Raw genomic sequence first — 12,980 nt, 5'->3', positions numbered from 1 at the left:
ATTTTTTAATATAATTTAATTTGTGAATAGATACTATTGCTGCTCCTGCCTTTATAACCAGTAAAAAAGCTATAAACATGTAATTCATTTCCTGCAAGATCTGCTGGTAAAGTCAATACAAACTCCATACTTGCACGTTCAGTAGCATTTTCAACAATGGTAAAGCGTTCTTTTGTGGCATTGTATACAAACACCATCAATTGATCGCTAGCCTGGGCATACTCAGAAATGGGTTGACTATGTGTCCAGCTAAATTTCAAGACTCCCTCTGGCAATGCTATAACATTAAACTGAAATGGATTTTTCAAATCCCCGATGCTCCACACGATATTAGGATATACAAGTCCTAAATCCGGTGCATTACCAGTAATTGCATGTTTAAGATTATACTGTACCGCCATGTTCATAGGCGTGTGTATCTTCTTTTTAGGTTTAAAACCCCGCTTAATCAGGTTACTACCCTGGTTCAAAAAAGAACTGACCAGGCCCATTTTACACTGCTGGCCCAGTTGTTCGATAGTTAAGGGTTTAATGGATGCGTCATGAAGACCAGTTAACACGTTGCGTCCATTTACAACTCTGCCTACTGTACTACCAAGCTTCCCTTTGTAATTTCCAAGAATTCCGTTTTCTAAAATTGCCATATTTATTGTTTTTAAGTTTTTTCCTCCCACATGCACCATGCAATAGAACCTGAAACGAAAATAATCAATTAAAAAACAAAAAAACTAAACAGCAGCGTCTTACGGCGCAAGAATACCCTAAAAGGTGCAAGAATATATAAAAAACTTAAAAAAAACCTGAAAAAATTTAGCAAAACAGCATAAAACAACACCCAATAAACTTATGCTGAGCATATCCTCATGATAATAAGCCAAAGAAAACGCAAAGGAAAGTCAAAGGAAATCGGAAGGCTGCAGCGTTCTCTGCTCGAAGTCTCAGCGGAGTTGCTTCGCTTATAATCGAACAAACACCGACAGAAAAGCGGCAAAAACACGCCCTAACTTCGACCCTACCTTCAAGTTTCCTTCAAGTTTGCTTCAACTTAACTTCCTGTTTCCATCATCATGCTGCCTAATTTCCTTACATTTCCTATAGGCCAGGGCCATGAGTTCTTTTGCATAAACTGCGTCCTCATAATTTCGAAGATGAAAGCTGATCCAGCCGGAAGACGAAAATCTATGATGGTCTTCTATTTTTCCTTCCTTCATCAGGAGCTGTTTGATCTTGAGACTAAATAAAATATCCAATAAGCCATTACCGTGAATATGCCCAAGTTCTTGCTGTCCACAGTTAAACTGCAAACCGCCATATTTATGTCTCTCAAGGCTGGTATCTTGCCATGAAAGCACTTCAGTTTCCAGCTCATCCAGCCAATCCAGCAATTGGGGCTTAGCAATAAAAGACCATAAGATCAACATGCTTTCAAATATGTGAGGAAGTAAAGGTATCTCCTTTAAACAACCAAAGTACTTTACTATAAATGAAAATAAACTAGTTTTTTTCACTCAATTCTTTGATGTGGTCCATTACCCTCAAATGTACATTCCGTGTAATACTTTTAGCCCATATATCGTAATACCATGTAGGGAATACATACAGCCTATACCAACTATTGCCAGTCAAAGTGGTAGTTCCATTTCCATTATCTTTCAGTAAAAATTGCCCTCTAAGAATATCAATGTGTCCCATAATTTCTGGGTCACGTGGTTGTCCTACTATATCAAAAGTAAGGTCTTTAGCTGGTTCATATGTTACAATTTTTTCATCGAACACATACCCATTATTAAAAATGCATTTACGTCCCGCTCCTTTATAATTTCCCTCCACGGTGGTCTGCATAGGGCTTGGCATTCCGATTTGAAATAGCCAGTATTTGTTTTCTTGCTTAATTTTCTCAAAAGCCACTACATGGTTCCAAACTTCAGATGGAGAAGCATTGATAATGATTTCATCCGCCACAAGGTTCTGGTAGTAGTGCTCAGACCTGGAATCTACCACAAATACAACTAGTAACACAGCAAAAATACTGACATTTAAGGTCTGGTTATTCCTCATGAATAGCTTTCGTCCTATAAAAGCACCGGTAACTACAAAGGCAAAAATAAGTGGTGAGACGATAATCAGGCAAATTACACCTTCTTTTAAAAAAATGAAACTAAGCAGAATTGCAATGAGCCCGTTCACTACTGAATTTCCTACAATAGATTTTGTACTTAGTCCAAGATCTCTCCAAAACCAGGCGGAGATCATTCCCATGATCATAGGAAGAATAACAAATTCTGAAAATACAAGCGTGCCGTCGCCTTCTACAATATAATATTTGCTAAGGCCAATTATAGCTAAGGCTAATAAATTGGCGGCAGTAAAGCCCTGCAACAAACGAGAATTAAAAATTTTTTTCATATTACTTTATTAAATTCTTATGCTAATAATGTCCTTAATGGCATGCTCAGCTTTCGGAAAAACGAAGACATAGCCGCTGTCTAGCAGTCGTTTTGGTAAAACCCAGCGACTTTTTAGAATAAGTTCCAACTCTGTACCGATGAGTAGCACGCCGATGCTTAGCAACCAGGTTGGGGCAGGCAAGCCAAAAGGCACCCCCCAGGCTTTCCTAATTTGAGCCATGAAATCTACATTCTTTAGTGGCGCTGGTGCTGTGCAATTGATGACTCCATCCAGCGCTTTGTTTTGCAAAACCCAATCTGTACATTTTGCTGCATCCTGTTCATGGATCCATGACATATATTGCTGCCCATCACCCTGTTTTCCACCTAAACCACATTTAACCAAATTAAACAAGCGTGGAAAAGCACCATCAGCCCTCCCCAATACAATGCCCATCCTTAGTGCTACCTTTCTGGTTAGTGGGGTATTCGTATTAAAAAAAGATTCCTCCCATCTTCGGCACACTTCAATAGAAAAACCATGTCCTATTTCTCCAGTTTCTTCATCCTGAGGATGGTCTTCAGCATGGCGATAAACTGTTGCAGAGGTAATATTGATCCAGAGTGCCGGAGGTTGCGACATTTTCTCGATTGCCTTACCTAGTAATTCTGTAGGCAGCACTCTGGATCTGATAATTTCTGCTCTGTTTTTTTCGGTGTATCGGCAATTAACATTTTTGCCACATAAATTGATGAGCAAATCTGCACCAGTCAAGCTGTCAACCCATTCACCTTCATGAAGTGCATCCCAAACTACTGTTTTAATGTTTCCTGTTTGTGGCGCTGGTTTTCGGCTTAAAATAACAACCTCCTCTGCTAAAGGCCTGTAATATTCTGCCAAAACTCCACCAAGGTATCCGTTACCTCCGGCGAGTACAATTTTACGGTGTTTCATGTTATTGGTTTAAAAGGATAAATGATAAAACGAGTAAACGGTACGTAAACCAACTGATGGTTAGCGTCCAGCCTAAACTAAGCAGCCTAGTTCTGCGAATATGTTCCAGAAACATCAGCCCGGCAACAAACATAAACCAAGCTGCGTAACATATTGCATTCATATCAAATAATTTAGAAAGCAAAAGCCCGGGTAAAAGCAATAATGCCCCAGCAAAAGATATGGTCATCATGTTGCCTAGATACTCCCAGCGCTTCTGCCGACTTACAAAACTGACAACCATTCCCTGGAACAAAATTTGGCCACCACAGATTAAATATTCCCGATAAAACGGAGCTTCCGGAAGAAGACCGTTCATGGTATTAGCATATGCAGATAGTATATAAGCAGTAATGCCCCAGGTAAAGATCAAATAGGCAATGCGGTACCTTAAACGAAAGGTTGGCTGCAGCCCGCCTTCTTCTGCACTTGGTGGTACTATTACCCTTCTGTTGTAGGAAACAAAAGCGTAAACTTTGCTCATGAGCCAAACGAAAGGACTAAAATTAAAAAGTGGTTTTAGAAGGGGAATAGCGACAGAGAAAATTTTAAACAGACTCTCAATTCCGAAGGTTACTTCTCCTGTTTCCTGGTTTACGATTGCAATTTCGTTGACAGCACGTTGCCTGTCTAACATCGGACAAGCCTCTTGTGGAAGTTCCTGGTAAGCAGTCCTACCGTTTTTCTCTAAAATCCCCAAACTCACAAAACTTTGGGTATACATTTTACACATCGGACATTCTGCATCGAAAAGGATCAGGTGGTTCTTTAGCGTTTTCATACATTAAATATTAAACTTTCAGTAATTTTTGAAACTTACACTGATAAAAAAAATCTTACTTGAAGATTTTAAAAATTGAACTCCAAAACCAGCTTTCTTCAGCTTTAAGCATGGTATCTAAAGTCTTGTCTACATTTTTCGCTAACTTATTAATATCATTGATAGATTTATTGAATGTCGCAAACTGCGGATCTTTTTTATCACCTTCCAACTGACTCAGCTCTGCTAAAATTTTCAATACCGGATCAAGCTCACGTTTTCTGCGTTCTTTAGCCACTTGCCTTGCAATGTTCCAGGTATCTTTATCTGCAAAAAAATATTCCTTGCGCTCCCCTGCTTTGTGCTGTTTTTCAATTAAACCCCAACCAATCAAATCTCTTAAAGTCATGTTGGCGTTGCCTCTTGAAATATTAAGCGTTTCCATGATCTCTTCTGTAGTCAGTGCTTCAGGCGAAATCAGCAGCAAAGCATGAACTTGTGCCATGGTGCGGTTAATTCCCCATTCAGAGCCTAGTTTACCCCAGGCCTCTATGAATTTCTGTTTTCCTTCTGCTAATTCCATGCACAAATATACTAAACTTATTAAACTTTCAAAAATAACTGAAAGTTTAATAAGTTATATATCTAATGAGTTTACTGGTCGTCCAATGTCTTTAAAAAAGCAACAATGGATTTAATTTCTTTTTTATCCAAATTCAGTGGCTCAGGGGCTAGCGTCTGGTTTTCCAAATTGATGCCAATTCCGGCTCCCCCACCTCTATTGTAAAAATCCAAAACCTGTTCTAATGTTTGGTAAGCGCCATTGTGCATATATGGAGCAGTCCTTGAAACATTGCGTAATGTTGTAGTCTTAAATGCATGTTGATATTGAGGGTAAGGGTTTAAAGTGAACCGGCCGGGATCTTCATCTAATTTGGCCTTTGCTGTATCGGCTTTAGCTGGTAAGCCCAATACCTCGGCTTCGCTTTTGTTAAATAAAGGTGATGGTGTTCCATTAAAAAGCGGTGCAAAATGACAGCTGCCACATTTTGCCTTTCCCATAAATAAGTTATAACCGGCTTTTTCTTCTGCGTTGAGCTGCCGTTCATCTCCCTGCATATATTTGTCTAACCTCGAAGAAAATGGTGCTAATGATCGGATATAGCTTGCCAACACATGTTGTATATTCCATGGGTTTGCCGAGGTATTTTTATCGCCAAATACCTTAGCAAATTCTGCCCTTAGCGCTTTGTTTTTATTTATCCTAACAGATGCCTCTTTTAGAGAGCCATCCATTTCTTGTTTATTGTGCACAACATCTAATGCCTGATCTTCAAGTGTGCCTGCTTTAAGGTCATAAAAGAATGCCCGCTGATAACCGGCATAAATTAAAGTTGGTGTGTTTCTACTTGCCCCCTTGGCAATTGCCAATCCATCCGTAAACGCAGCACTTTCATGGTGGCAGCTTGCACAGCTTTTGTTTCCTCCATTTGATAAAATGGTACTATTGAAAAGCAATTTACCTAATGCAGCTTTTTCATTGTTTAAGTACTCCGTGTAATTGCCTACAAACTTGTTGATGTTTAACGCATTTTTTTCAAATAGTGTTGTCGCAGTATCTGACATGGCAGAACCGCCTGCAACTGCTTCAATATGGTTTATTTTACGCAGCTGGGCTATGTTTTGATTAATTGGTTGCAGGTATTTGGTTGTAAAGTCTAACCTGTTAAAAGTGTTAAAATCAGGATTATTTTTGATATAGCTAAGGGCGGCCTCCAATATTTGATCTGCCTGTTCATGTCCTTTATAATTCAACAACACACTTTTAATACCTTCCAGAGCAGAAATAGTTTCTGGCAAGCCCTGCAATGATGCAGGTGTGTCAAATCCGGTAATCCCCAGGCTCGTGATGCGAAATATTTCCAGTCGTACGGCATCAAACAACTGCGCATCTGTAAGCTGATACTGCGCATTGTACCGGGCTGTACGTTTGAGGTTCAATTGCATCTTCTGCACTTCATTTAATAAGTTTTCCCTATTTTCTTTATCGGGTGTATCGTACACAAGTTCTTCCATTACCTGAAACCCGGAAGGTTGCTTAATCAAATTTTCTCCAAGTTCTATTTCATCAATGGCTGCGCCATTTACCAGAACAGCTGTTGTAGGGAAGAAATATTCAAAGTAATATTCAATCCTTTTGTACTGGTTCCTTGCTTTAAGAAAACTTTTTTTGATGTTAATTTCGTCACTTTTTTTAACGGCAGGAAAAAGCTCCTGATCTACTATATTTTGAAGAATGGTTAATTCTGATTCAAAAACACCCTTAACCTGCAATACAGGCACTTCTTCTTTATGCACGCAAAAAATAGAAGGTAATGTTACGAGTGCAATAAGTGTAGAAAAAATAGCAAGTTTTTTAATTCTGATCATGTTCGGCTGTGTTAACGAAAAATCCCCCCAGTGCATAACCTGCATCTGGAGGGATAATTTTAAAAGAAAAGGTTATTATCTTGCTATACCGCGAACAATTACAACTTGCCCGCCTTCGCTGTTGTTTGTTAGGCGAGTGGTTCCACCATCGGCATTTCTGTATTTGGCATCCTGCCAGGTATGTGGATGCAAATTAACTATAAAGCTATCCGGAATACCCGTCATTGAAGAAATGTCGTACATCGCACCGTACTCCCAGCTACTGGTAAGCTGACTATTTACAGAATTGTATTTAGAATTGAAAGTAGCATCGCTTCTGCGGTGGTTCATTTGCAACATAGGTTTTAACGTTTTTGCAGCCATAGCAAACTGCCAGATGGTACCATCGTGATCGTTATCTCTATAAAATGAATCTCCGTCTTCCTGGATATATACATAGTTTTCTGTCACGCATAGGTTATCAGGATTTACAATGCTTTTACCTGGGTTATCATGACCGTCTACCGCCACTTCCAATTTACCTATCAGCGGATTATTTGCGTCCAATACCAGCTTATAAACCCTTCCCCACATCGTTTTTCCGCTTACCGGGGTTACTTTATCAGCCTGACTTACACCAGTTGCAGTAAAATAAACCTCACGACCATTGGCTGCGCTGCCTTTTCTGTAATCGATATCTTCAACACGTGCCAGCATCAATGCTTTTTTATCTATGGTTTGCTGTTGTAACTGCGCACCTGTAGAAGTTTTAGGATCAGTAAGCTCCACAAATTCTACATCGTAAGATGTGCCTTTGCTCATATTGGTTTCTACAGGGTCATTGTTGGTACGTTTCATCGCATATAATTTGCCACCTATCAAGTCGCCCTGTGCATTAGAAACATACATGGCAAGCTGACCGTCTGTTTCATCCTCACCAATTAAAATGACAGTTTTACCTGGATAAGAACCTTTTGGCAATGGTACTGCATTCTCTGCACTCCATCTTCCTAAGGCAGATAAAGTGCGTTGATTATTTTTCTTGTCTGCCGCAGCAAATGGGTCAATGGAGTGGATCATAGATTCCGCACCACTTTCTCCAGCTGTAAGGAAGGTTGCTTTTGCAAAGCCATGCTCTTCCGGAGTAGCCAGGGTTGCCGAGCACAAACGGGTCATCCCTCCATCTGAGTCTACAATGTACTCACCTTTTACTGGCTTAAAGTTTTTATCCAGATACACCCTGGAAACAGATTGCAGAATTTCATGGTTATTGATCATAATAAAACCCTCGCCTGCCGGATTTTTGATGATTCCCGCACCATCTGGCTGAGCACCAAAAACGAAGTTTGGCGATTCAGGAAGTACATCATCACTACTGATCAGGGTAGTAATCTTCAGACCTTCAAAACCGGTCATTGCCTTTACCAGAGAAGGATTTACAGAGTAGTCTTTGAGTTCAATGGCAGTCTCTGTTTCTGTTTCTTCATCCTTGCTGTCCTTTTTACAGGCGGTGATGGCAATAGCTGAAGCAACGAATGCAGCGACAGCAAATGTGAGCGTTCTTGCTTTAAATAGTTTTTTTGACATAGTTTGATTTATATATAATGCAAACTTAGTGACGGCAGGTTGCGGGAAATTTAACGGAATGTTAAGTTAACTACAGAGAGATTATTTAGAATAATTCTCAAATAAACATCAGATAGTCACCTGTTCGAGCCAGTGCAAAAAAGAACTGCCTATAAAATTTGTCCAGCTAAAATCTAAAACATGATTAAAAACGTATATGAACAGATTATAAAAATTACCAACCAAACCTACCAAATAAATGAAAAAATGGCTTACTATAGCATGGCTTACTACCCTCATGGTGGCTATCGGTGCATTTTTTTGGTACAATCAATTTGTATACAGCCTACCAACCCCAGTGCCTTCCAATTATCGTACTGTTAATCCCGGAGAGAAAATACCATTGAGTGATCAGATTCGCCCAAACAACAATAAGCCAGTATTCCTTCATTTTTTTAATCCTGATTGTCCTTGTTCCCGCTTTAATATCGATCAGTTTAAAGCTTTAGTAAAAACCTATCAGGATCAGTTGAATTTTGCGGTAATATTGATGTCTGCTAAGCGCTATAAAGAAGCTGAAATTCAAAGCCGATTTGGAATTACAGTACCTGTTTACACAGACAGCACGCTTGCTTCAACCTGTGGTGTGTATTCTACGCCGCAAGCTGTACTTATTAAAGAAGACCAAACACTTTATTACCGCGGAAACTATAATAAAAGCCGTTATTGTACAGATATGAAGACCAATTACGCAAAAATGGCTATTGAAGGGATTGTGAAACATACAAAATTAGATGGCCTTGACAAGTATGCCCTTAAGGCTTATGGTTGCACATTACCAAATTGTGAAAAATAATGTCAATACATACATCTGATGCTCCGCTAGCGCACATCACGGAAACACTTGAAGCCTACCATTTAAATGTAAAAGAACGCTCAGACCGGCTGATCAACTATTTTCTTATCGCTTTCTTTATAACAGGACTTGTGCTGGCAGGTTTTTATGATACCTGGACAATTGCTTTAGGCGTAGGTGGACTTAACTTACTTGCTTATTATTCTGTTAAATGGGCACTTCCAGAGTCAAATCTTTACCAATATGTGCTGAGTGTTTGCCTGGGCATTTTTATGGCCCAGTTTATTTACCAGATGCATGGCATGTTTGAAATGCACTTCTTTGCTTATATTGGTAGTGCCATCCTGATTACCTACCAGAACTGGAAGCTTCAAATTCCAATGCTGGTTTTTGTGATTGTCCATCACATGTCGCTCAATTACCTTCAGAGCCTTGGTTATGGTGAAGTATATTTTACCACATTTGATTACCTGGAAACCAGGACTATCGTTTTCCACATACTATTAACCGGGGTTATTTTTTTTATCGCTGGTTTATGGGGGCACCACTTTCACAAATACAATGGTACCCAACTTTCTATGATGGCTTATATCCAGGAAAAAAAGGAACACCAGGAGTTGTTGGAAAAGTTAAACCACGAGCTTAAAATATCTAATCAGGAAGCGGTTAATGCACGTCTGGATGCTGAGAAAGCTGCACAGGCCAAAAGTGTATTCCTGGCCACTATGAGTCATGAGATCCGTACGCCTATGAACGGTGTACTGGGTATGACCTCTCTTTTAACGGAAACCAGTCTCGACGAGGAACAAAAAGACTATGTAAATGTGATCAATACCAGCGGCGAGGCTTTATTAAACGTTATCAACGATATCCTTGACTATTCTAAAATTGAATCGGGCAACCTGGATCTGGAAGAAACCAGTTTTGATCTTCATAAATGTGTAGAAGATGTAATTGATCTCTTTGCTAAGCGTGCAACTGTTCAGAACATAGATCTTCTATGTGAAATTGACCATCGTTTGCCTGAAGTACTTGTGGGAGATGCTTTTCGCTTACGTCAAATTTTGATCAACCTGGTTAGCAACGCCATGAAATTTACCAACCAGGGTGAGGTACATTTGTCTGTTAAACATCTAGGCACTTATGATGACGTGGTAGACATCCTTTTTGAAATCCGTGATACAGGGATCGGGATTCCAGAAGAAAAACTGAATAAGCTATTTAAGCCATTTTCTCAGGTTGACTCTTCAAACACACGCAAGTATGGAGGAACAGGGCTTGGCCTGGTGATTAGTGAGAAATTAGTAAAGCTAATGGATGGCACCATAAAAGTAAACAGCAAGGTTAACCAGGGAACCGTATTTGCTTTTAACATCAGATCTGTAGCTGGCTTATCGGATACTGAACAATATCTTACAGTTGATCCGGTTCAAAATGCGGGTAAAAAAGTGCTGATCATAGACGATAACCATACCAATTTAAGGATACTTAAAGGGCAGCTGGAACAGTGGAGCCTCCATCCTATTGTTTGCAGTGATCCAAAAGAAGCACTTAATCTACTTGCTGATGCTGAAAAACCAGATATGATCATTACCGATATGCAAATGCCCGAAATGGATGGCATAGAACTGGCAAGGGCCATTAGAGCAAAAAACACCGATGTCCCTATTATCTTGTTAAGTTCTGTTGGAGATGAGGGCAAACATAGAAATACTGATCTTTTTGCAGCCGTAATCAATAAACCTGCAAAGGCGAAGCAACTTAGAAAAATCGTTAATCAGACCTTACATCAGCAAATGCTGAATGTCCAGGACAAAGGGGGAAACACCAATATACTTAATGTAGAATTTGCAATTAAATACCCATTGCAAATCCTGCTGGTAGAGGATCATCCGGTAAATATCAAGCTGGCGACAAGGATCCTGAATAAATTAGGGTATGAGCCAGACTTAGCTGGCAATGGTTTAGAAGCAGTTGAAAAGTTTGATCAAAAAACCTACGATTTGATCTTAATGGATGTATTGATGCCAGAAATGGATGGATTGGAAGCCACGCAGATCATTAGAAAACTCGCAGGGCATCAGCCTAAAATTGTGGCCATGACGGCAAATGTAATGTCTGAAGATAAGAATGCCTGTTTTAGTGCAGGGATGGACGATTACTTATCTAAACCGATAAATATTGCTTCACTGCTTGAACAGCTTTCTAAAACCTTTAACGAAAAAACGCAAAGCAGTCCAACACTATAACCTATTTCCGTCTATAAATTTTATTAAGCCCTCCAGCGAACAGGGAGAAAAATATTTTTTATCGGTATCTGGATCTGTAGTAGCTCCGGATACCAAACCTACTACCAATCCTTGTTGATCTATTACCGGCCCACCGCTTAATCCGCCGAATTTTTCGGGTACTACAACATCCTTCAATAAAATCCGGTTGCCTATCGTTTTATAGTATTCAAATTCATATACACGTTGGCTTCCGGTTTCCATTTTCCGGGTCCAGCCCAGTACAAATAGTTTTTCACCAGGGATTAACGGCGTGGTACGTGCTGATAGCGGTTTAACATGTGTGCTGTTGGATTTTATAGAAAACAGCAACCAGTCCTCGTCGTATACTGAGGCATCTTCAAGTAATGCGGCTTTATTTTCATTGAGCAATTTATCGGTAACTACTAGCTCCTGTTTTTGATCTAAAGGAAATAAACTCCAGTTTTTGATGTTGTTTGCAAATGTGAGTGTTTTCATTTCCTCATTTTTAACATGTTTTAGCAGATGCTTAGCGGTTACGGCAAAAGTATCTGCTTTGTATTTCAGCAAAAAGCCACAGCTAAACCTTGGCTGATCAAATTTCGGGTCAACAAAATCAATTTTATTGCTGAGTGCAATAGCGGGAAATGTTTGGGTTGATACTTTCTCCTGGCTGCATGCTGAACTTGAAATTGACAACAGCAGGCATAAACGGATCAAATTGACCTTTGTAAACTGAATGTTCATACGATTATATTTTGGTTAGATAAATTAAATAGGCCATTCAAGAATGATTGGCCTATTTAGTGAAATATTTTTTCAGCATTTAAGAACTGGTCAAATCCAGGCTAAGCACTTAAATTATAGGTATTATTTACCTTTTTATAGTTGAAGATGTAATCTTTAGGCGAAATGCCGGTAACACTCTTAAATACCCTGTTAAAATTGGTGATACTATTAAAACCGGCATTATAAGCTACTCCGGAAATACAATCCGCTTTCCTACCCGAAATTAGGTTTTTACAAGCTTCGTTAATCCTAACCTCGTTTAGAAAAGAAATAAATTTACGTCCTGTATGTTTTTTAAAGTAACGGCAAAATGCTGGCGGTGTCATATACGCAACATCAGATACGTGTTCCAACGTAATCGGCGTATGGTAATTCTGCATAATATAGTTTAGAATATTGCTTAGCCTGATCCCTTCGTTTTCCGAAATATCAGAAGAGTAGACAGCTGGGCAAAGTGGCTCAGCATCTCCAATGGCTATAAAGTTGTCAAACAAATCCAGAAAATTAAACAACAAACCTGCACCTGAAGATTGATGCACCATCTGCAATTTTGCGGCAATTTGCGCCGTATGCGCTGCAGGTATTTTAAAGCCATGCTTATTGTTCTGCAAGAACGTTTTGTAGTTTCTTGTTTCAGGCAGATTAAAAAGTGACTCCATTTTTCCAAGCGGATTAAAATATAAAGAGCATGCACTAATCTGTTTACCACTATCAACCTCAAAATATTCCGGGTTACTTTTAAATAAATGAGGTAGGTTGGCGCCAATCATAAAAATATCTCCAGATTGAAAGGAATGCATATTATTCCCGGCAACTAATGTCCCTTCTCCCTTCTGTATCCAGGTAATCTGAAATTCATCGTGGCGGTGTAGATAAGGGTAAAAATGAGGAAGTTCTACTTGTTCGGATATGACACTTTTATCATCAGGCACTAACAGCGTAAATGGTAATACTTTCATAATTTAAGTTT

The 12,980-nt window shown here is 39.4% G+C and carries 12 protein-coding genes; 2 read left to right on the top strand and 10 right to left on the bottom strand.

The window, feature by feature from the left end; translation table 11 throughout:
* Nucleotides 1–5: 5 nt before the first annotated feature.
* The 8 genes from LPB86_RS14980 to LPB86_RS14945 all read right to left on the bottom strand — a co-directional run bounded on the left by LPB86_RS14980 (nucleotide 6) and on the right by LPB86_RS14945 (nucleotide 8,137).
* Nucleotides 6–644: a DUF6266 family protein gene (locus LPB86_RS14980; protein ID WP_230645354.1), complete on the bottom strand. Its 639-nt coding sequence runs from the start codon at nucleotides 642–644 to the stop codon at nucleotides 6–8.
* A gap of 396 nt (nucleotides 645–1,040) precedes the next feature.
* Nucleotides 1,041–1,421 carry a luciferase family protein gene (locus LPB86_RS14975; RefSeq protein WP_230645352.1) on the bottom strand — a complete coding sequence of 127 codons (381 nt, stop codon included), beginning with the start codon at nucleotides 1,419–1,421 and terminating at the stop codon, nucleotides 1,041–1,043.
* A 73-nt stretch (nucleotides 1,422–1,494) separates the two neighbouring features.
* On the bottom strand, nucleotides 1,495–2,406 hold the full coding sequence (locus LPB86_RS14970) for an SRPBCC family protein (RefSeq protein ID WP_230645351.1): 912 nt from the start codon (nucleotides 2,404–2,406) through the stop codon (nucleotides 1,495–1,497).
* Between the two features lie 9 nt (nucleotides 2,407–2,415).
* Complete coding sequence (locus LPB86_RS14965; RefSeq protein ID WP_230645349.1) at nucleotides 2,416–3,342, bottom strand: TIGR01777 family oxidoreductase; 927 nt, start codon at nucleotides 3,340–3,342, stop codon at nucleotides 2,416–2,418.
* Between the two features lies 1 nt (nucleotide 3,343).
* Nucleotides 3,344–4,162, bottom strand: coding sequence for a DUF393 domain-containing protein (locus LPB86_RS14960; protein WP_230645347.1), 819 nt, complete (start codon nucleotides 4,160–4,162; stop codon nucleotides 3,344–3,346).
* Between the two features lie 55 nt (nucleotides 4,163–4,217).
* A complete protein-coding gene (locus LPB86_RS14955; protein WP_230645345.1) occupies nucleotides 4,218–4,724 on the bottom strand; it encodes a GbsR/MarR family transcriptional regulator in 507 nt (168 codons plus the stop codon).
* 71 nt (nucleotides 4,725–4,795) lie between these two features.
* Complete coding sequence (locus LPB86_RS14950) at nucleotides 4,796–6,571, bottom strand: cytochrome-c peroxidase (RefSeq protein ID WP_230645343.1); 1,776 nt, start codon at nucleotides 6,569–6,571, stop codon at nucleotides 4,796–4,798.
* Between the two features lie 75 nt (nucleotides 6,572–6,646).
* Complete coding sequence (locus LPB86_RS14945; RefSeq protein WP_230645341.1) at nucleotides 6,647–8,137, bottom strand: PhoX family protein; 1,491 nt, start codon at nucleotides 8,135–8,137, stop codon at nucleotides 6,647–6,649.
* Nucleotides 8,138–8,375: 238 nt separating this feature from the next.
* Between LPB86_RS14945 and LPB86_RS14940 the strand changes: the two genes are divergently transcribed.
* Nucleotides 8,376–8,972, top strand: a complete 597-nt coding sequence (locus LPB86_RS14940; RefSeq protein ID WP_230645338.1) for a thioredoxin fold domain-containing protein — start codon at nucleotides 8,376–8,378, stop codon at nucleotides 8,970–8,972.
* Nucleotides 8,972–11,221, top strand: coding sequence for a response regulator (locus tag LPB86_RS14935; protein ID WP_230645336.1), 2,250 nt, complete (start codon nucleotides 8,972–8,974; stop codon nucleotides 11,219–11,221). The genes LPB86_RS14940 and LPB86_RS14935 overlap by 1 nt, the downstream gene beginning before the upstream one ends.
* Here the strand turns inward: LPB86_RS14935 and LPB86_RS14930 are convergent.
* Entirely contained in the window at nucleotides 11,216–11,968 is a 753-nt protein-coding gene (locus tag LPB86_RS14930; RefSeq protein ID WP_230645333.1) for a trypsin-like serine protease, read from the bottom strand. The two genes, LPB86_RS14935 and LPB86_RS14930, sit on opposite strands and share 6 nt — an antisense overlap.
* Nucleotides 11,969–12,069: 101 nt before the next feature.
* The gene (locus LPB86_RS14925; RefSeq protein WP_230645331.1) at nucleotides 12,070–12,969 is read right to left on the bottom strand and encodes an AraC family transcriptional regulator; all 900 of its coding nucleotides are present in this window, start codon (nucleotides 12,967–12,969) and stop codon (nucleotides 12,070–12,072) included.
* Nucleotides 12,970–12,980 lie beyond the last annotated feature (11 nt).

It is taken from the genome of Pedobacter sp. MC2016-14 (genome assembly GCF_020991475.1).
GTDB lineage: Bacteria > Bacteroidota > Bacteroidia > Sphingobacteriales > Sphingobacteriaceae > Pedobacter.
Note: the sequence above shows the minus strand (reverse complement) of the source record. Positions and strands in the feature narration are given on the sequence as shown.

Bases quoted from the DNA above. Each gene is read 5' to 3' on its own strand.
- LPB86_RS14955 (WP_230645345.1), bottom strand. From the start codon at position 4,724: ATGGAATTAGCAGAAGGAAAACAGAAATTCATAGAGGCCTGGGGTAAA.
- LPB86_RS14965 (WP_230645349.1), bottom strand. From the start codon at position 3,342: ATGAAACACCGTAAAATTGTACTCGCCGGAGGTAACGGATACCTTGGT.
- LPB86_RS14940 (WP_230645338.1), top strand. From the start codon at position 8,376: ATGAAAAAATGGCTTACTATAGCATGGCTTACTACCCTCATGGTGGCT.
- LPB86_RS14975 (WP_230645352.1), bottom strand. From the start codon at position 1,421: ATGTTGATCTTATGGTCTTTTATTGCTAAGCCCCAATTGCTGGATTGG.
- LPB86_RS14945 (WP_230645341.1), bottom strand. From the start codon at position 8,137: ATGTCAAAAAAACTATTTAAAGCAAGAACGCTCACATTTGCTGTCGCT.
- LPB86_RS14980 (WP_230645354.1), bottom strand. From the start codon at position 644: ATGGCAATTTTAGAAAACGGAATTCTTGGAAATTACAAAGGGAAGCTT.
- LPB86_RS14970 (WP_230645351.1), bottom strand. From the start codon at position 2,406: ATGAAAAAAATTTTTAATTCTCGTTTGTTGCAGGGCTTTACTGCCGCC.
- LPB86_RS14925 (WP_230645331.1), bottom strand. From the start codon at position 12,969: ATGAAAGTATTACCATTTACGCTGTTAGTGCCTGATGATAAAAGTGTC.
- LPB86_RS14935 (WP_230645336.1), top strand. From the start codon at position 8,972: ATGTCAATACATACATCTGATGCTCCGCTAGCGCACATCACGGAAACA.
- LPB86_RS14960 (WP_230645347.1), bottom strand. From the start codon at position 4,162: ATGAAAACGCTAAAGAACCACCTGATCCTTTTCGATGCAGAATGTCCG.
- LPB86_RS14950 (WP_230645343.1), bottom strand. From the start codon at position 6,571: ATGATCAGAATTAAAAAACTTGCTATTTTTTCTACACTTATTGCACTC.
- LPB86_RS14930 (WP_230645333.1), bottom strand. From the start codon at position 11,968: ATGAACATTCAGTTTACAAAGGTCAATTTGATCCGTTTATGCCTGCTG.